Origin of the sequence: Streptomyces abyssomicinicus (assembly GCF_008974245.1) — a bacterium.
In the GTDB taxonomy this organism is placed as follows: Bacteria; Actinomycetota; Actinomycetes; order Streptomycetales; family Streptomycetaceae; genus Streptomyces; species Streptomyces abyssomicinicus.
In genome coordinates this window covers 1,189,172-1,207,431 of the sequence record NZ_BBZI01000005.1, presented here as the reverse complement: position 1 = coordinate 1,207,431, position 18,260 = coordinate 1,189,172, and the positions used below count along the sequence as shown (strand labels likewise).

18 protein-coding genes and 1 tRNA gene are annotated in these 18,260 nt (G+C 73.4%); 9 read left to right on the top strand and 10 right to left on the bottom strand.

All coding sequences use genetic code 11. The features are described from left to right. Nucleotides 1-26: 26 nt before the first annotated feature. The 5 genes from GBN72_RS04945 to GBN72_RS04925 form a co-directional block, all read right to left on the bottom strand. Nucleotides 27-102: transfer RNA gene (locus tag GBN72_RS04945), tRNA-Arg, on the bottom strand. Nucleotides 103-237: 135 nt separating this feature from the next. Further along, complete coding sequence (gene leuE / locus GBN72_RS04940) at nt 238-921, bottom strand: leucine efflux protein LeuE (protein WP_151770354.1); 684 nt, start codon at nt 919-921, stop codon at nt 238-240. 113 nt (nt 922-1,034) lie between these two features. Further along, nucleotides 1,035-1,709, bottom strand: a complete 675-nt coding sequence (locus GBN72_RS04935) for a 3-oxoacid CoA-transferase subunit B (RefSeq protein ID WP_151770353.1) — start codon at nt 1,707-1,709, stop codon at nt 1,035-1,037. After that, complete coding sequence (locus GBN72_RS04930; protein ID WP_151770352.1) at nt 1,706-2,377, bottom strand: 3-oxoacid CoA-transferase subunit A; 672 nt, start codon at nt 2,375-2,377, stop codon at nt 1,706-1,708. The genes GBN72_RS04935 and GBN72_RS04930 overlap by 4 nt, the downstream gene beginning before the upstream one ends. Further along, nucleotides 2,374-3,579, bottom strand: a complete 1,206-nt coding sequence (locus tag GBN72_RS04925; RefSeq protein ID WP_151770351.1) for a thiolase family protein — start codon at nt 3,577-3,579, stop codon at nt 2,374-2,376. Before GBN72_RS04925 ends, GBN72_RS04930 begins: the two co-directional genes overlap by 4 nt. 94 nt (nt 3,580-3,673) lie before the next feature. Between GBN72_RS04925 and GBN72_RS04920 the strand changes: the two genes are divergently transcribed. The 3 genes from GBN72_RS04920 to GBN72_RS04910 all read left to right on the top strand — a co-directional run bounded on the left by GBN72_RS04920 (nt 3,674) and on the right by GBN72_RS04910 (nt 7,312). Further along, nucleotides 3,674-4,558, top strand: a complete 885-nt coding sequence (locus GBN72_RS04920; RefSeq protein WP_151770350.1) for a LysR family transcriptional regulator — start codon at nt 3,674-3,676, stop codon at nt 4,556-4,558. A 164-nt stretch (nt 4,559-4,722) separates the two neighbouring features. Further along, entirely contained in the window at nt 4,723-6,174 is a 1,452-nt protein-coding gene (locus GBN72_RS04915) for a hypothetical protein (RefSeq protein ID WP_151770953.1), read from the top strand. Then, entirely contained in the window at nt 6,161-7,312 is a 1,152-nt protein-coding gene (locus GBN72_RS04910) for an ARPP-2 domain-containing protein (RefSeq protein WP_151770349.1), read from the top strand. The genes GBN72_RS04915 and GBN72_RS04910 overlap by 14 nt, the downstream gene beginning before the upstream one ends. Before the next feature lie 97 nt (nt 7,313-7,409). On the opposite strand, the gene GBN72_RS04905 is transcribed toward GBN72_RS04910, so the two are convergent. The 4 genes from GBN72_RS04905 to GBN72_RS04890 form a co-directional block, all read right to left on the bottom strand. Continuing rightward, on the bottom strand, nt 7,410-8,111 hold the full coding sequence (locus tag GBN72_RS04905) for a hypothetical protein (RefSeq protein WP_151770348.1): 702 nt from the start codon (nt 8,109-8,111) through the stop codon (nt 7,410-7,412). A 61-nt stretch (nt 8,112-8,172) separates the two neighbouring features. Further along, nucleotides 8,173-8,535 (bottom strand): hypothetical protein, encoded by a 363-nt coding sequence (locus GBN72_RS04900; protein WP_151770952.1) that lies wholly within the window; start codon nt 8,533-8,535, stop codon nt 8,173-8,175. 119 nt (nt 8,536-8,654) lie between these two features. Continuing rightward, nucleotides 8,655-9,245 (bottom strand): flavodoxin family protein, encoded by a 591-nt coding sequence (locus tag GBN72_RS04895; protein ID WP_151770347.1) that lies wholly within the window; start codon nt 9,243-9,245, stop codon nt 8,655-8,657. A 58-nt stretch (nt 9,246-9,303) separates the two neighbouring features. Then, complete coding sequence (locus tag GBN72_RS04890; RefSeq protein ID WP_151770346.1) at nt 9,304-10,515, bottom strand: 8-amino-7-oxononanoate synthase; 1,212 nt, start codon at nt 10,513-10,515, stop codon at nt 9,304-9,306. Nucleotides 10,516-10,670: 155 nt separating this feature from the next. Here GBN72_RS04890 and bioB point away from each other — a divergent pair, with 155 nt between their 5' ends. From bioB to GBN72_RS04860, 6 genes are all read left to right on the top strand, one after another. Then, on the top strand, nt 10,671-12,041 hold the full coding sequence (bioB, locus tag GBN72_RS04885; protein WP_151770345.1) for a biotin synthase BioB: 1,371 nt from the start codon (nt 10,671-10,673) through the stop codon (nt 12,039-12,041). Next, complete coding sequence (locus GBN72_RS04880) at nt 12,034-13,341, top strand: adenosylmethionine--8-amino-7-oxononanoate transaminase (RefSeq protein WP_151770344.1); 1,308 nt, start codon at nt 12,034-12,036, stop codon at nt 13,339-13,341. The genes bioB and GBN72_RS04880 overlap by 8 nt, the downstream gene beginning before the upstream one ends. A gap of 34 nt (nt 13,342-13,375) precedes the next feature. Then, complete coding sequence (gene bioD / locus GBN72_RS04875) at nt 13,376-14,227, top strand: dethiobiotin synthase (protein WP_151770343.1); 852 nt, start codon at nt 13,376-13,378, stop codon at nt 14,225-14,227. A 43-nt stretch (nt 14,228-14,270) separates the two neighbouring features. Beyond that, the gene (locus GBN72_RS04870; protein ID WP_151770342.1) at nt 14,271-14,900 is read left to right on the top strand and encodes a GNAT family N-acetyltransferase; all 630 of its coding nucleotides are present in this window, start codon (nt 14,271-14,273) and stop codon (nt 14,898-14,900) included. 305 nt (nt 14,901-15,205) lie between these two features. Continuing rightward, nucleotides 15,206-16,303 carry a vWA domain-containing protein gene (locus GBN72_RS04865; RefSeq protein ID WP_151770341.1) on the top strand — a complete coding sequence of 366 codons (1,098 nt, stop codon included), beginning with the start codon at nt 15,206-15,208 and terminating at the stop codon, nt 16,301-16,303. Nucleotides 16,304-16,349: 46 nt separating this feature from the next. Further along, nucleotides 16,350-17,279, top strand: a complete 930-nt coding sequence (locus tag GBN72_RS04860) for an SDR family oxidoreductase (RefSeq protein WP_151770340.1) — start codon at nt 16,350-16,352, stop codon at nt 17,277-17,279. Here the strand turns inward: GBN72_RS04860 and GBN72_RS04855 are convergent. After that, on the bottom strand, nt 17,206-18,123 hold the full coding sequence (locus GBN72_RS04855) for a slipin family protein (protein ID WP_151770339.1): 918 nt from the start codon (nt 18,121-18,123) through the stop codon (nt 17,206-17,208). The two genes, GBN72_RS04860 and GBN72_RS04855, sit on opposite strands and share 74 nt — an antisense overlap. Nucleotides 18,124-18,260 lie beyond the last annotated feature (137 nt).

Genomic DNA, 18,260 nt, shown 5'->3' with positions numbered 1-18,260 from the left:
CGAGGCGGACGGCGGTATCGCGAGGGTGGCAAGGCCGGTCGGATTCGAACCGACGTCCTCCAGCTCGATGCTAGGGCGCGACGACCTCTGCGCTACGGCCTTGCCACGGGTGATCATAGCGACCGTCGCAGACATGTTCGATCATGGCGGCCGGGCCCGGGAGAACGGCGACGGCCTCCGTGACCGGGCAGGTCACGAAGGCCGTCGGCGCGGGTGCGGGTTTTCCCCTGGGCGCCCCTAGGCGCTGGCCAGCGAGAGCTTGGCGGCGAAGCCGAGGAAGAGGGCGCCCGCGGCCGAGGAGGCGCCGGCCGAGAGCCGCCGGCGGCGCCGGAAGGCGGCGGCCAGCCGGGTGCCGCCGAAGATCAGGGCGCTCAGGTACAGGACGCTGCCGATCTGGGCGAAGGCCCCGAGGACCAGGAAGGACAGCGCCGGGTAGGCGTAGGCAGGGTCCACGAACTGCACGAAGAAGGAGATGAAGAAGAGGATCGCCTTGGGGTTGAGCAGGCTCACCACGAAGGCGCGCCGGAAGGGCCGCTCACCCTTCGCCTCCTTGCCGCCGGGCTCGCCGGCCGAGGCGGCGGCCTCCATCGCGCCGTCCGGCCGGTGCCGGGTGCGCCACATCTCCCAGCCGGACCGCAGCATGCCGATCGCCACCCACGCCAGGTAGGCCGCGCCCACGTACTTCACGATCCCGAACAGCATGGCGTTGGTCTGGAACAGCGAGGCCACGCCCGCCGCCGAGAGCGTCATCAGCACGGTGTCCCCGCAGAACACGCCGGCCGCGCCGGCGTATCCGGCGCGTATCCCGCGCCGGGCGGCGACGGAGAGCACGTAGAGGGAGTTGGGGCCGGGAAGCAGGACGATCAGCAGGACGCCGGCCAGGTAGGTCGGAAGATTGACGACACCGAACGACTCGAACATGGCCGGAGTGTCACACGAAATCGCGCTTCTGCCCATCATCCGACCGCTATCCGGACAGGGCCGTCCCGTGAGGGGTCACCTCACGGGACGGCCCTGTCCGCCGGCTCCAGGTCTCACGCGGTGAGCAGCGGCACCTCGAGGCGCTCGGCCAGCTCGTCCACCGTGATGCCGAAGGTCCGGGTGGCCCTCACCCCTTCCGGGGTGATGTCGAGGACGGCGAGGTCGGTGTAGACGCGGTCGACGCAGCCGAGGCCGGTGAGCGGGTAGGTGCACTCGGGCACCAGCTTGGGGGAACCGTCCTTCGCGAAGAGCGTCATCATCACGAAGACCTTCTTGGCGCCGATGGCCAGGTCCATCGCCCCGCCGACGGCCGGGATGGCGTCGGGCGCGCCGGTGTGCCAGTTGGCCAGGTCGCCGCGGCCGGACACCTGGAAGGCGCCGAGGACGCAGATGTCCAGGTGGCCGCCGCGCATCATGGCGAAGGAGTCCGCGTGGTGGAAGTAGGCGGCTCCGGGCAGCTCGGTGACCGGGACCTTGCCCGCGTTGGTGAGGTCGGGGTCGATCTCACCCTCCTTGGCGGCCGGGCCCATGTTGAGCATGCCGTTCTCGGTGTGCAGGACCACCCCGGAGCCGGCGGGCAGGTGGTCGGCGACCAGGGTCGGCTGCCCGATGCCCAGGTTGACGAACGATCCCGCGGGGATGTCCCGGGCCACCAGCGCGGCCATCTCGTGCTTGCCCAGCCTGCCCCGCGGGGCGCCGGTGCCGGTTGCTGTGTTCGTGGCGGTCATGCGCGCTGAGCCTCCTGCACCACACGGTCGACGTAGATGCTCGGGGTGACGACGGCCTCGGGGTCGAGGCTGCCGGTTTCGACGATCTCGCGGACCTGCGCGATCACCGTGGTGGCGGCCGTGGCCATCACCGGGCCGAAGTTGCGGGCGGTCCTGCGGTAGACCAGGTTGCCCATCCGGTCGGAGCGGTGGGCGCCGATCAGGGCGACGTCGCCCTTGATCGGGTACTCCAGGACGTACGTGCGGCCGTCGATCTCGCGGGTCTCCTTGCCCTCGGCGAGGAGGGTGCCGGCGCCGGTGGGGCAGAAGAAGGCGCCGATGCCGGCTCCGGCCGCCCGCATCCGCTCGGCGAGGTTGCCCTGGGGGACCACCTCGAGCTCGATCCTCCCGGACCGGTAGAGGTCGTCGAACACCCAGGAGTCGGCCTGGCGCGGGAAGGAGCAGATCACCTTGCGGACCCGGCCCTTGGCCAGCAGCGCGGCCAGTCCGGTGTCGCCGTTGCCTGCGTTGTTGGACACCACGGTGAGGTCCTTGGCGCCCTGCCGTATCAGGGCGTCGATCAGCTCGACCGGCATGCCGGCCATGCCGAAGCCTCCGACGAGCACGGTCGACCCGTCCTCGATCCCGGCCACCGCCTCGTCGGCCTGCTCGAAGAAACGGGTGCTCATCGGGTTCCTCCGGTGACGTTCTCGAGGACCACGGCGAGTGCCTGGCCCACACCGATGCAGATGGCCGCGACGCCCCAGCGTCCGCCCGACTCCTGGAGGCGGCCGGCAAGGGTGCCGAGGATGCGGCCGCCGGAGGCTCCCAGCGGGTGGCCGAGGGCGATGGCGCCGCCCTTGGCGTTGACGATCTCCGGGTCGATCCCCCAGGCGTCCACACAGGCCAGCGACTGCACGGCGAAGGCCTCGTTGAGCTCGACGGCGGCCACGTCGGACCAGCCGATGCCGGCCCGCTTCAGGGCCCGGTTCGCCGCCTCCACGGGGGCGAACCCGAACTCCTGCGGGTCCAGGGCGAAGACGCCGCGCCCGGCGACGCGGGCGAGAGGGTCGGCACCGATGCGCCCGGCCGCCTCGCCGGAGCCGAGCAGCACCGCCGAGGCGCCGTCGCTCAGCGGCGAGGCGTTGCCGGCGGTGATGGCACCGTCCGGGCGGAAGGAGGGCTTCAGTCCGGCGAGCTTCTCGGCCGTGGAGCCGGGCCGGATGCCCTCGTCACGGGTGAAGGCGGTGCCCTTGCGGTCCACCACGACCGGCACCACCTGGTCGTCGTAGAAGCCCTCGTTCCAGGCGGCGTCGGCGAGGTTGTGGGAGCGGGCGGCGAACTCGTCCTGCCGCTCGCGGGAGATGGTGAAGCGCTCGGCCAGCTGCTCGTTGGCCTCGCCCAGGGAGACGGTCCACTCCTCGGGCATGCGCTCGTTGACCAGTCGCCATCCGAGGGTGGTGGAGACCGCGGTGACGTTGCCGGCGGGGAAGGCGCGGTTCGGCTTGGGCAGCACCCAGGGCGCTCGGGTCATGGACTCGACGCCGCCGGTGAGCACGATGTCCGCGTCACCGGTCTCGATGGCGCGGGAGCCGATCATGGCGGCGTCCAGCGACGAGCCGCACAGCCGGTTGACCGTGGTGGCCGGCACCGAGGTGGGGAGGCCGGCGAGCAGGACGGCCATCCTGCCGACGTTGCGGTTGTCCTCACCGGCGCCGTTGGCGTTGCCCCAGACGACATCGCCGATCTCGGCGGGGTCGAGTCCGGAAGTCCTGGCCAGGACTCCCTTGACGGCCGTCGCGGCCAGGTCGTCGGGCCGGACGTCGGCGAGGGCCCCGGAGAACTTGCCGAAGGGCGTGCGGGCTGCTGCGTACAGATAGCTCTCGGTCACCTACTCACCGTACGAGCCGCCACTTGTTCACGTCCAAGACCTAGTAGGCATCGATTGATAAGCACCGCTTATCTATGTCGCTAGGATGGACGCCATGGAACTCCGCCAGCTCCGCCACTTCCTCACCCTGGCCGAGGAGTGCCACTTCGGGCGCGCGGCGGCCCGCCTGCACGTCGCGCAGCCCGCCCTCTCCCAGCAGGTCAAGCAGCTGGAGCGGGAGCTGGGCGTCTCCCTCTTCAACCGGTCCACCCGGCACGTCGAGCTCACCGAGGCCGGGCAGCACCTGGTCGAGCACGCGCGTGCCCTGGTGGCGGAGGAGGAACGCACCCTGGTGCACATGCGGGAGCTGGCCACCGGCCACGCCGGGCGCGTCTCGGTCGGGTTCATCGGCACCGCCACCTACGACGTGCTGCCCCGGGTCGCCCGGACGGTACGGGCGCGGCTGCCTCGGATCACCCTGGAGCTGCGGGGCGAGACCCTCACCCCGCAGCTGGCGGAGGGCCTGCGCTCCGGCGCCTTCGACCTCGCCGTCCTGCGGGGGGCCCTCGACGCTCAGGACATCCGCACGGTTCCGCTGCGCTCGGAGCCGCTGATGGCCGTGCTGCCCTCCCACCACCGGCTGGCCGGCCGGCCGAGCGTGCCTCTGGCGGATCTGGCCGGGGAGCCGTTCGTCGTCCACCCGTCGCAGGCGCGGTCCTCGATGTACGACCTGGTGCTGGCGGCATGCCGCCGGGCGGGTTTCCGCCCGGCCCAGCTGCTCGAGGTCGGGGAGACGGCCACCCTGGTGGTGCTGGTCGCCGCCGGGCACGGCGTGGCCCTGGTCCCGGCGTCGGTGCGCAGCCTGAGCGTCGAGGGCGTGACCTACATGCCGCTCGCCGAGCCGGAGTCCGTGGACCTGCTGCTGGCCCGCCGCGCCCGCCCCGAGTCCGCCGCCGTCGACCAGGTCGCCTCGGTGATCGTGGACTGCGCGGGCGGCTGACCTCGGGGTTATCGGGTGGAGGAGGGGCCCGGGGCTCTGTTACGGTCGCGCTGCCGGCCGCGGGACTCCGGTGCGACTTCCGGAACCTGCCTTTGACGCAATGATTCGCAGCTCGTGCCCCCATTCCCCGGCCGGCCTTCACGGATCGGGGGGTGGACACTCGGATGGACTCGTACGCGGACCTGGTGGCCGCCGACGACGTGCTGCTCTTCGTCAACGCGGCGATCACGTCCACCGGGCAGCGCGAGTTCCACGGCTCCGCGGGCGCGCAGACCCTGTCGCTGGACTTCCTCCACGACTACATGCTGGGCAACTACCGCGACCTGTACGCCGGAGTGCTCGCCCTCGACATCAACGACCACAACGTGGCGATCATCGCCCGGCGTCTGCTGGAGACGGCCGGCGAGGCCACCGCCGGGCAGCGCCGCGACGAGGGCCGGCTGATCGCGGCGCGGCTGGCGACGCTGCCGCCGCAGCGCGTGTACAAGCTGTTCGACGCGCTGCGGCGGGCCCGGGTGAACAATCGCCGCACCCGGGCGGTCATGCGCGACTGGCTGGCCGCCCGCCCGGACCTGGCGTTCGACGCCGTGAAGTACCGCGGCGCGCTCAAGCGGGCCCTGCGCCATGCCCATCTGCTGCCGCCGGGCACGGAGCTGGGCGACTTCCTGTTCGGGCGGCCGTCCCGCGCGCACTTCGCGACACCGCTCCTGGAGACCTGGCGCCGCGCGCACCACGAGAAGGCGGCCCTGTACGACCTGCCGTTCACGGTGGCCGAGCAGTTCGCGGCCCGGCACGGGGTTCCGCGGGCCGTCTTCCTGGAGCGCATCGCTCCGCGGATGACCCGGCTGGAGACCCTGCGGGTGCAGGCGTCGGCCCGTCGCCACGGCGCCGACGAGGTGCGGGCGGACCTGGCGCGGATGCCGCTGACCCGGCTGGCGTCCTACGTGCTGTCGCTGCCGGTGGAGGACCGCCTGCGCCGGCGTGAGGAGCTGACGGGCGCCCTGGAGTCGGCCGCCGCCCGGGTGGCCGGGCCGCTGCGGGGAAGCTGGGGCAAGGTCACCGCCGTGCTGGACGACAGTTTCTCCGCCCGCGGTTCGGACGAGAAGCGCCGGCGGCCCCTGGCCGTGGCCCTCGCCGCCCATCACCTCCTCGCGGCCCTGGCCGACGACTACACCGGGCTGTGGACCTCCGGCCGCGGTGACGCCCTGCTGGTCCGCCCCTACGGGCCGACGCCGCTCGGCCGGCGGATCCTGGACGCGCTGGAGACCGCCCCGTCGCGGCTGGTGATCGTCTCCGACGGCTGGGACAACGCGCCGCCCGGTCTGGCCGCGGAGGTGCTGCGCGTCTGGCGGACCCGGCTCGACCCGGCGCGGCGCACCGCGGTCGTCCACCTGAACCCCGTCTACGACGCGGGCGGTTACGACGTGCGCAGGCTCGCCCCGTCGGTGCCGACCGCGGGCGTCCGCGACGCGGAGGACCTGCCCGCCCTGGTGGAACTCGCCCAGTTCGCGGAGGGCCGCACCGGCCTGGCCGAGCTCACCGCCTACCTCGACGCCCGCGCGGCCGGGCTCACCGCGGGCGGACCGGCCGGAGGCCGACACGATGACCGCGCTTGACCTGACCGGCCTGCGCACCCGGCCCGCGCAGGTCTGGGGCGCCGTCCGACTGGTGCCGCTCGTACGGGACGAGCCCGTCGGGGACCTCCGTCTGAGCGCCCGGCTGTACGGCGACGCCGCCGGCCTGGTGGACCTCGGGCGGGGCAGCTCCTACTTCTCGTACGTGCCGCACGGTTTCGTGGCCACCTGGACCCGTGACGGCTCTCCGGCCGCCGCCTACGGCACCCGGCTGTCCGCCGGGCACGACTGCGCGCCCGCCGACGTGATGCCCCTGCGCGTCCACCACCGCACGGCCCGCCGGGAGGCCAAGGAGCGCCTGCGGTTCCTGCCCCTGCACCTGGCGCTGGAGGGATATCTGGCGCTGCACTTCGGCGGCCCCACCGTCGCCTGGGAGGAGTGGTCCCGGCAGGCCGTCCGCCGGGGCCTGTCGCCCCGCGTGGAGCAGGCGTACACGGGAGCGCGGGTGTCCGGACTCGCGGACGCGCTGCGCGTCTTCGAGATCCATCCCGGGCAGTGCGGCCTCCTGCTGTACGTCGCCGACACCCTGGCGGCCGCGTTCGCGGTCCCGCACCCCGACGACTACCGCGCGCTGCACCCGACGCTGGTGGAGGACCTGTACGGCGAACTCGTCCACCACTACGCCCTGTTGATGCCGCCGGTGCCCGACTTCCGGGCCCGCGTCCCGGACGCCGGGATCCACGACCTGGCCGGCCTGCGGGCGGCCGCCGCCGAACAGGAGGCGGCCTGGGCCGAGTTCCACGACGTGACGATGGCCGCCGGGCTGCTGGAGGAGACGTACACCTGGCGGACGGTCCACCGGCTGGGGCGCTTCACGCTCTCCCGTTTCCTGCCCGCGTTCCGTCCCCGGCGGGAGAACCACATCGGTGAGGCCGTCACCGACGGGGAGGGCAGGGTCGTCTACCTGAAAACGTTCCGGCTGTCGGAGAGCCAGGTCCGCCGCGGCCACCTCCTCAGCCGCCTCGCCGACCACGACTGGCACCTGGCCCGCACCGCGGCGGCCCTCGGCGTCACGGAGGCCCAGCTGGGACTGCGGCTGGAGAACGCCGGCTTCGGCCACCTGCTCCGCCAGGACGTCCTCGACCGGTACCGGCGGCAGGAACGCGTCGGGGGCGGGTGAGCGCAACCGGCCGGTTCCGGCGGTGTCCGTCGACGGCGTCGGTGCTGTCGGTTCAGCAGGTTCAGCCGGTTCAGCAGGTTCAGTCGGTTCAGTCGGTTCAGTCGAAGACGATCGCCGTCACCCACTCCGCCTCGCGCGCCCGGTAGCCGTACCTGTCCCACAGCCCGGTCACCACGGCCGGGACGTGGGCCGCCCCGTAGACCACGGCGACGCGCAGCGGCTCGTGACGCCGCTCGGTGTGGATCTCCCCGAGCGCCTCCAGCAGCAGCCGGTCCCGCCGGTCGGTCAGGGCGTGGAGCGCGGGGTCGTCGGCCAGCTCCTCGGCCCGTGCCGTCAGGGGCAGGTCGTCGACCTCCAGGTCCCGGTCGAGCAGGACGCGCGGCCCGCGCAGCGCGAACAGCAGGCCCAGGAGCGGTGCCACGGCCGTGAACGCCCAGTACGTCCACCGCGACACGGCCTTCAGGTCCGCGACCACCTCGGCCGAGGTCGCGTCGGGGCGCAGCACCGGGACGCCCTCGGGCAGCACCCGTTCGTCCGTCTGCTCGACCAGGCCGTTGCGCCGCCGCAGCGGAGCGAACCGGTAGGCGAGCGTCAGCGCGTTCAAGGAGGCCGACCCGCCACGGACCCCCTCCAGCACCACCAGGTCGCATGCGGCGAGTCTGCGGCGCACCTGTGCGTAGAAGGCCGGCGACGCCACGTGCAGCATCGGGAAGAAGACGAACGTGAGTGGTGTCTGTGCGTGCCGCATCGTGATCACGGCCGACCGTGCGGCGATGGCGGTGATTTCGACGATCTGCATGGCGCCCCCGTGAACCTGTGGCCGGTTCCTCGCCTCGAACAGGGGGACGAACAGCGGTCGTTCAGCGGTTCCCCGGATCCGCGGGAACCGCGGCTCCCTCGCCCTCCGCGGTGCGGGGGTGGTCCAGGTGACGCAGCAGCACGGCGGCCTCCTCGCGGAGCCGCTCGGCCCGCTCCGCGTGCGCGGGCGAGGTCAGCCTCGCCGCCGCCTCCAGCCGCTCGGCGGCCTCGGCCCGCACGATGTCCACCACGCCCTGCTCGCTCAGTTCACGCCTCACCGCTTCGGTGACGCCGACGCCGGCCGGTGAATCCTCGAGCGCCAGGCCGCGCAGCTCGGCCTCGCCCACGGGCACGGCCTCGGCGTTGTCCAGCGCGGCGAGCGTGGCGCGCAGGGCGCTCACCGCCACCCTGTCGCGGGCTCGCATCGCTTCGGGCAGGGCTTGGCGCAGGCGCAGGCGTACGGACATGCCCGTGACCCTAGGGCGGCGCCCCGGGACGCACAACGCGATATCCGCGCCGCGCCCCGGAGGCCGCCCGGGGTCCGTCACTCGCCGGTGGAACGCGCGAGCGGCGCCCGGCGGGCGAAGAACGTCTTGGCCCGGGCGACGGCCCGCGTGTCGTCGAGCACCTGCCCCGGTCCGGAGCCGTTGCCCAGCAGCACGCCGCCGTAGCGCATCTTCATGTACGCCGCGGTGTTCCCCAGCATGAGGTCCAGCGGCTGGGCGACCCCCTCCGCCCGGTCCCCCATCGCCGCCACGCCCCACAGGGTGCGTCCGGCCATCCGCTCGCGGAAGTCCAGCCCGGGCACGTTCAGCCACTTGGTCCAGTGGTCCAGGTACGCCTTGGTGGAGGAGGACACCGAGTACCAGTACAGCGGTGTGGCCAGCACGATGTCGGTGGCCGCGAGCGTGGCGTCGCGCAGTGCCGCCTCGTTCCCGGCCTCCGGGTCCCGAGGCTCCGGCCATGCCTCGCCGGAGTGCCGTGCGTCGACGAAGTCCGCCAGGGGCAGTCGCGCCAGGTCGAGCCAGCGCTGCTCGGCCCCGGCGGGCAGTTGCTCCGCCGCGGCCCGCGCCAGCGTCTCGGTGTTGCCGCCCTGCCGGGCGCTGCCAAGCAGGAACAGGAACGAGCGGTTCACAGGTGACTCCCAGTCGTCGGCATCAGTCCTGCGATCCCCAACTTCCTTGCACGCGCGGTTATTCCGCGCAGTGAACGACTGAGGACCGCGCGGTTGCCCAGACGTCGGCGGGCGCGGTGCGCAGGACGGTCCGCACCGCCGCGGCAACCTGACGGTCGGTGAGGTCGGCCCGTGCGGTCAGCCGCAGCCGCGAGACGCCGTCGGGGACGGACGGCGGCCGGAAGCAGCCGACCAGCAGTCCGGCCTCGCGGCAGTCCGCGGCCCAGCGCAGCGCGGCGCCGGGGGACGGCGCGCGCACCGAGACGACCGCGGCATCCGGCCGGGCGACGGCCAGACCCGCCGTGGTGAGCGCCTCGTGCAGGGCCGCCGCGATCTCCCTGGCCCGCGCGGCGCGGCCGGGCTCGCGTTCCAGGAGCCGCAGGGCGGCCAGGGCGGCACCGGCGGCGGCCGGGGCGAGACCCGTGTCGAAGATGAAGGTGCGGGCCGTGTTGACCAGGTGCTCCACCACCCGGGCCGGGCCGAGCACGGCTCCGCCCTGGCTGCCCAGCGACTTCGACAGGGTCACCGTCGCCACAGTGTCCGCCGCGCCCGCGAGCCCCGCCGCGTGCGGCGCCCCGCGGCCTCCGTCGCCGAGGACTCCCAGCCCATGGGCGTCGTCGACGAGCAGCGCGGCCCCCGCCTCACGGCACACCCTCGCGAGGGCGGTCAGCGGGGCGGCGTCGCCGTCGACCGAGAAGACGGAGTCGGTGACGACCAGGGACCGCCGGCCCGGATGCGCGGCGAGGGTCTTGCGCACCGCGCCTGGGTCGGCGTGCGGCACCACGGCCGTCTCGGCCCGGCTGAGGCGGCAGCCGTCCACGAGGGAGGCGTGGTTGGCCGCGTCCGAGACCACCAGCCCGTCCCGGTGGGCGGCCAGCGCGGTGACGGCGGCGAGGTTGGCCGCGTAGCCGGAGGAGAACACCAGGGCGGCCTCGAAGCCGCAGAAGCGGGCGAGTTCGCACTCGAGTGCGGTGTGCAGGGCGGTGGTGCCGGTGACCAGACGGGAACCGGTGGCCCCCGCTCCCCACCGGGCCGCCGCGGCGCCCGCCGCCGAGATCACCTCGGGGTGGCGGGTGAGGCCGAGGTAGTCGTTGCCCGCGAGGTCGAGCGGGGCGCCGTCGCCTCCGACGTCCGCCTCACGGGGACGCAACACCCGCACCAGCCCCGCGCGTTCGCGGCGGCGCGCCTCCTCGTCGATCCAGCCGAAGGGATCCTGGCGGGGCTGCTGCATGGCAGTTCCGGTCCTTTTCCTGGTGGTTCACGTGCAACGACCGACCCTAGCCGCAGTCGCCCGGTCACGAACTGTGGTCATCCACACACGCCGGACGGCGTCTTCTTGTCCGTTTCCTTCTTGGCCCGGCCCGGCTCGTGGGCAAGGATCAAGCCATGGACCTCCTCGACGTTCTGGTGGAGAAGGGGCTCCGACGTGAGCCGCCGACCCGTGCAGAAGCCCTCGCCGTGCTGGCGACCTCCGACGACGACCTGCTCGATGTGGTGGCCGCGGCCGGCCGCGTGCGCCGCCACTGGTTCGGCCGCCGGGTGAAGCTCAACTACCTGGTCAACCTCAAGTCCGGCCTCTGCCCCGAGGACTGCTCGTACTGTTCGCAGCGGCTGGGGTCGAAGGCCGACATCCTCAAGTACACCTGGCTCAAGCCGGAGGAGGCCGCCGAGGCGGCCGCCGCCGGGGTGGCCGGCGGCGCCAAGCGGGTCTGCCTGGTGGCGAGCGGCCGCGGGCCCACGGACCGGGACGTCGACCGGGTCTCGCGGACCATCGAGGCGGTGAAGGGCCTCAACGAGGGCGTCGAGGTCTGCGCGTGCCTCGGGCTCCTCGCCGACGGCCAGGCGGAGCGGCTGCGCGACGCGGGCGCCGACGCGTACAACCACAACCTGAACACCTCGGAGAGCACCTACGGCGAGATCACCACGACGCACACCTACGCGGACCGCGTCGACACGGTCGAGAAGGCGCACGGGGCGGGGCTCTCCGCCTGCTCCGGCCTGATCGCCGGCATGGGCGAGTCCGACGAGGACCTGGTCGACGTGGTGTTCGCCCTGCGCGCCCTGGACCCGGACTCGGTGCCGGTCAACTTCCTCATCCCGTTCGAGGGCACCCCGCTGGCCGAGGAGTGGAACCTCACCCCGCAGCGCGCCCTGCGGATCCTGGCGATGGTGCGGTTCGTCTGTCCGGACGTCGAGGTCCGCCTCGCCGGCGGCCGCGAGGTCCACCTGCGCACGCTCCAGCCGCTGGCGCTGCACCTGGCCAACTCCATCTTCCTGGGCGACTACCTGACCAGCGAGGGCCAGGCGGGCCGGGCCGACCTGGAGATGATCGCGGACGCCGGGTTCGAGGTCGAGGGGACGGACACGCCGACCCTGCCACGGCACCGCGCGGAGGCGGGCGGCGCCTGCGGTTCGGCGTGCGGCGACGACGCGCAGGGGCCGTGCGGCCACGACGCGCAGGGCCCGTGCGCCGACGGCGCGCCGGACCGCGGGCACGACCCCGCGGGTGACGGCGCACGCCTCGAGGGCTGTGGCGGTCACGCCCCGGCGGCGGGGCCGTGCGGGAGTGCCGGGGAGCCCGCGGCAACCGGGGAACCCGTGGCGGCCGGGGAGCCCGAGCCGTCCGCGGGGTCCGAGCCCGCCGCAGGGTCCGAGCCGGCCGGGGGGTCGGTGCCCGCCGCCGCGGCAGGGCCGCGGACGGACCTGGTGACGGTGCGCCGACGCGGCGCGGGGACGGATCTCGCGCCCAATGCCTGAACTCGCCCTGGACGCGTCCCCGGCCCCGGACGCGCTGCTGGCCCTGGACCGGGCGCACGTGTGGCATCCGTACGGTCCGATGCCGGGCCGGACGGACCCGCTGCTCGTCGAGTCCGCCTCCGGGGTCCGCCTCCGCCTCGCGCGGGAGGTGCACGGGCAGCGGGAGCTGGTCGACGGGATGGCGTCCTGGTGGTCGGCGGTGCACGGCTACAACCACCCGGTGCTCAACGAGGCGGCGACCGCCCAGCTGGGCCGGATGAGCCACGTGATGTTCGGCGGTCTCACCCACGAGCCGGCCGTTCGGCTGGCGGCCCGGCTGGTGGAGATCACGCCCGAGCCGCTGCGGCACGTCTTCCTCGCCGACTCCGGCTCGGTGTCGGTCGAGGTGGCGTTCAAGATGTGCCTGCAGTACTGGCGTTCACTCGGCCGCCCCGGCAAGCGCCGGCTGCTGACCTGGCGCGGCGGCTACCACGGCGACACCTGGCAGCCCATGTCGGTGTGCGACCCGGAGGGCGGGATGCACGAGCTGTGGCAGGGCGTCCTGCCCCGCCAGGTCTTCGCGGACGTGCCGCCCGAGGAGTGGGACGAGGGGTACGCGCGGCGTCTCGCCGACCTGATCGCCGCGCACGCCGAGGAGACGGCGGCCGTGGTCGTCGAGCCGGTCGTGCAGGGCGCCGGCGGCATGCGCTTCCACTCCCCCGCCTACCTGCGGGTCCTGCGCGAAGCCTGCGACGCGCACGACGTCCTGCTGGTCTTCGACGAGATCGCCACCGGGTTCGGGCGCACCGGTGAACTCTTCGCGGCCGGCCACGCCGGGGTCGCGCCGGACGTGATGTGCCTGGGCAAGGCCCTGACCGGCGGCTATCTGACGATGGCCGCGACCCTGTGCACCACCCGGATCGCGGAGGGCATCTCCCGCGGCGAGGTCCCGGTGCTGGCGCACGGCCCGACGTTCATGGGCAACCCGCTGGCCGCCGCGGTCGCCTGCGCCTCCGTGGACCTGCTGCTCGGTCAGGACTGGCGGCAGGAGGTGAAGCGCCTCGAGACCGGACTGCGGGAGGGCCTGGCGGCGGCGCACGCCCTCCCGGGTGTGGCGGACGTCCGGGTACTGGGCGCCATCGGGGTCGTGCAGCTCGACCACCCGGTCGACATGGCGGCGGCCACCGCCGCGGCGGTGCGCGAGGGGGTCTGGCTGCGTCCCTTCCGCGACCTGGTGTACGTGATGCCGCCGTACGTGACGCAGGACGACGACCTGGCCCGGATCTGTCGCGCGGTGTGCGCGGCGGCCGCGGCGGGATGAACGAGCGACTGGAACACGAGGACCGAGGACCGACATGTCAGTGATCGTCGTATCGGGTACCGGAACCGAGATCGGCAAGACCGTGGTCACCGCGGCGGTGGCCGCGCTGGCGGTGGCCGCGGGCCGCTCGGTGGCGGTGCTGAAGCCGGCCCAGACGGGTCTGGCTCCGGGTGAACCCGGTGACGCGGCGGAGGCGGCACGCCTCGCCGGGGGCGCCGGGGACCCGGGGCGGACGGGTGCGGCGCGGGCGGCCGCGGCGCGGGCGGCCGCGGGGGTCCGTGGGTCCGTCACCGCGGTCGAGCTGGCCCGCTTCCCCGAGCCGTTGGCACCGGCGACCGCCGCGCGCCGGGCCGGTGCGCCCGCGGTCCGCCCGGAGCGCGTCGCCGAGGCGGCCGAGAAGCTGGCCGCCGAGCACGACCTGGTCCTCGTCGAGGGCGCGGGCGGCCTGCTCGTCCGCCTCGACGACCGCGGCGCCACCCTGGCCGACGCCGCGGCGCTGCTGGGCGCACCCGTCCTGGTCGTCGCCCCCGCCGGCCTCGGCACCCTCAACACCACGGCGCTGACCGCCGAGGCTCTCCGGTCGCGGAAGCTCGAACAGCTCGGCGTCGTGGTCGGCAGCTGGCCCCCGGACCCGGACCTCGCCGCCCGCTGCAACCTGACCGACCTCCCCCACGTGGCGGGCGCCCCGCTGCTGGGCGCGATCCCCCAAGGCGCCGGGGTGCTGCCTCCGCGTGCCTTCCGGGAGGCCGCCGCAGATTGGCTGTCACCCCGCCTGGGCGGCCGCTGGGACGCCGCGGCGTTCACCGCCGCCCATGGCGCCGCCGCCGACGCCACGAGTCCCGGACCGGTGAACGGCCCTGAGGGGACAGGCCTGTTCGCCCACTGAACCCCGTGTCGCCGACGGCGTCCACGTGCCATCATCACGTCTCATGACGTCCGTGCCCTTCGTACGCCCCTACCGGTCCTCCGACCGCCCGGCCGTCGGCCGCATCTGTGTGCTCACCGCCCACAACGGGGGTGACGCCACCCCGCACTACGCCGACCCGACGATCCTTCCGACGATCTTCGCCTACCCCTACGTCGACCGGGAGCCCGAGCTGTCCTTCGTCATCGACGACGGGGACGGCGAGGCGGTCGGCTACATCGTCGGCACCGCCGACACCCCGGGCTTCGTCGGCTGGTTCCGCGACCATTGGCTGCCCGCCGTCGTCGACGCGTACCCGCCGCCCACGCCCGACGGCGGCGAGCCGACCCCCGACCGGTCGATGGCCGCGCTGCTGCACAATCCGGAACGCATGGTGCTGCCCCAGCTCCGCGTGTATCCGGCCCACTTGCACATCGACATCCTCCCGCCGTGGCAGGGCAAGGGTCTGGGGCGCGCCCTCATGGACACGTACCTCGCCGCCCTGCACGAGGCCGGCGTCGACGCGGTGCACCTCTGCATGGCGCAGGCCAACACCCCGGCCCGCGCCTTCTACGACCGCGTGGGCTTCCAGGACCTCGAGATCCCCGACGACGGTCCGGTCTGGTACCTCGGCCGTCCCACCGCCCACGTCTGAGCCCGGCCCCACCGCCGGCCCCACCGCCGGGGCCCGCGCCGCCGGCCCCGGCGGTCCGGACCCGGACGGCCCCGCACCCGGCGCCGTGAGCAAACCCGCCCGTCCGCCGGCACCCACCGCACCACCGCGTTGTCAGTGCCCCTCCCTAGGATGAGGACATCAGCTGGACGAACGACAGTCCACGCCGGGATGCGCGGTCCCGGTAGTCGCTGACCGGCAACTGGCCAAGCCCTCATTCAAGAAGCCGTATCCCCGCATGCCCTTTTCCGCGGTCCCGGGGAGACGAACCGAAGGGAACTGACGCGATGAGCACGACGGCAAAGGCCCGACTCAAGAAGCACCTGGTGAACCACGTCGCCCTCGTCATCGACAAGTCCGGCTCGATGCAGGGCCATTCGGAGCAGCTCATCCGCGTCGTCGACGAGTTCGTGAAGGGCCTCGCGGAGGAGTCCGACCGGCTCGGCCACGAGACCCGCATCAGTCTCTACGCCTTCGACCACCTGGTCGAGAACCTGGTCTGGGACATGGACGTCAAGCACCTCCCGTCCATGCGCGGCCTGTACACCGTCGAGAACGGCGCGACCGCGCTGATCCAGGCCTCGGTGAAGGCCCTCGACGACCTCGGCCACATCTGGGAGGAGTACGGCGAGCACAGCTTCCTCCAGGTGGTCGTCACGGACGGCGAGGAGAACGCCTCCGGCGCGGACACGACCGGCCGCCGCCACGACCACCTTCCCAACGGCCGCGCCCTGCTGGACGAGTGGCGGAGCAGGATCGCCGACAAGCTGAACAGCCTGCCGGACCACTGGACGTCGGCCATCATGGTGCCCAACTCGCTGGCCAAGCGCACCGCCCAGCAGTACGGCTTCCCCACCGGCAACATATCGATCTGGGACGCCGACTCGGCCCAGGGCGTCGAGGAGGCGATCGGCACGGTCAAGTCGGCCGCCACCAGGTTCCTCCGGGACCGCGAGCAGGGCGTCCGCGGCACCAGGAACCTCTTCTCCATGGGCCAGGACCTGAGCACGGCCGACGTGAAGACCAACCTCCAGGCCATGGACGCCGGGAAGTACGTGCTGATACCCGTCGACGAGCAGACGGCCATCCGTGACTTCGTCACCAGCGCCGGCCACCCGTACAGGACGGGCTGCGCCTTCTACGAGCTCTCCAAGCGCGAGAAGATCCAGGCGAGGAAGCAGATCGCCGTGGCGGAGAAGGACCCGGCCACGGGCCGGATGACCGGCAAGGTCTTCACCGGCCCGGCCGCCCGTCAGCTCCTCGGCCTGCCGGCGTCGGAGGTCACCGTGACGCCGGGCAGCAACGAGGCCTACACCGTCTTCGTCCAGTCCACCTCGGTCAACAGGAAGCTGATCCCGGGCACCAAGCTGCTGGTCCTGCTCTAGAGGCCGCGTTCCCCGCCACGGATCCCCTCCGCTACCGTGTCGGCCCATGACGGTACTGGTCATCGGGGGAAGCGGCTTCCTGGGCGCGGAGCTGGTCCGCCAGGCGCTCGCGGCAGGGCACGGGACGGCCGCTTCGTACTCCTCCCGGCCCGGTCGCGCCTCGGGTGCCGCCTGGTACCCGCTGGACCTTCGGGACTCCGCGGGTGTCACCCGTGTGATGGCCGAGGTGGCCCCCTCCGTGGTGATCAACGCGTCGAGCGGCGGTGCCGACTGGTCGGTCACCGCGGACGGTGCGGTCCGCGTGGCACTGGCCGCGGCCGACCTGGGCTGCCGCCTGGTCCACGTCTCGAGCGACGCGGTGTTCTCCGGCGCGAGGGACCGCTACGAGGAGACCTGCCTCCCCGATCCGGTCTACCCCTACGGCGCCGCCAAGGCCGCTGCCGAGACAGCGGTGCGGCTGCTGCTGCCGGGTGCCGTCGTGGCCCGCACCTCACTGATCATCGGGCACGGCCGGTCCGAGCACGAGCGCCTCGCGCACGCCCTGGCGGCCGGCACGCGCGAAGGGGTCCTGTTCACCGACGACATCCGCTGCCCGGTGCACGTCGAGGACCTCGCCGCCGCCCTGTGGGAGATCGCGTTCTCCGATGCGGCGGGCATCGTCCACCTGGCCGGCCCGGATGCCATGAGCCGGTTCGAGCTGGGGCTGCTCGTCGCCCGGCGTGACGGGCTCGACGGCGCTCGGCTGCCCGCCGGCCGGCGGGCCGCCTCCGTGCCCGGCCCGCTCGACGTGCGGCTCGACAGCCGGGTCTCCCAGAGCCGGTTGCACACCAGGCTCCGCGGCGCGCACGAGTTCCTCGGGGGCGTCGCCCCTCGGCACGACGGGCGCGGCGGCCGTCGTGGGCCTACCGGTGCCACTCCTGCGCGCCCTGCGGATGCTCCGCGAGGTCCCGCAGGCGCTGGAGGATGCTCTCCGTAGCCCCCTCCCCCGGTGCCGCCGCGGTCGGCGGCGGCCCCACCGGCGCCGGCCTGGTGACCGGCTGGACCGCTCCGGAGACCTGCGGCTGGGCGGCGCGTTCCAGGAAGCGGAGGAGTTCCACCGGGAAGGGCAGGACGAGGGTGGAGTTCTTCTCGGCGGCCACCGCCACCACCGTCTGCAGCAGCCGCAGTTGGAGCGCGGAGGGCGTGTCGGCCATCTGCTGCGCCGCCTCGGCCAGCTTCTTCGACGCCTGGAGTTCCGCGTCGGCGTTGATGACGCGGGCCCGCCGGTCCCGGGCCGCCTCGGCCTGCCGGGCCATGGAGCGCTTCATGCTCTCCGGCAGGGAGACGTCCTTGATCTCGACCCGGTCGATCTGCACGCCCCAGCCGACCGCGGGGCTGTCGATCATCAGCTCCAGGCCCTGGTTCAGCTTCTCCCGGTTGGACAGCAGGTCGTCGAGGTCGCTCTTGCCGATGATGGACCTGAGCGAGGTCTGCGCCATCTGCGAGACGGCGAAGCGGTAGTCCTCGACCCGGACGATCGCGTCCGCCGCGTCGACGACCTTGAAGTAGACGACCGCGTCCACCCGGACGGTCACGTTGTCGCGCGTGATCCCCTCCTGCGCGGGCACCGGCAGGGTCACGATCTGCATGTTGACCTTCCGCAGCCGGTCGACCGCCGGAACGATCAGTGTGAGGCCCGGCTCGCGTGCCGGGGCCCGAAGCCGTCCCAGGCGGAAGACGACGCCCCGCTCGTACTGCTTGACGACCCGCACCGCGGCAGTCAGGTACACCGCGCCCACGGCCGCCAGCGACCCGCCCGCCACCAGCAGTTCCTCGATCATCGTGACCCCCGGGATCCCGAAGGGAGAAAAGGAATGAAAGGAATATTTCTTCCACAGTAAACCCGTCCCGCCGCATCCCGGGCGCCGCCGTGCGACGGCTTGAACCTGACGCTGCGGGAGGTCCTAGCGTTGCCCTC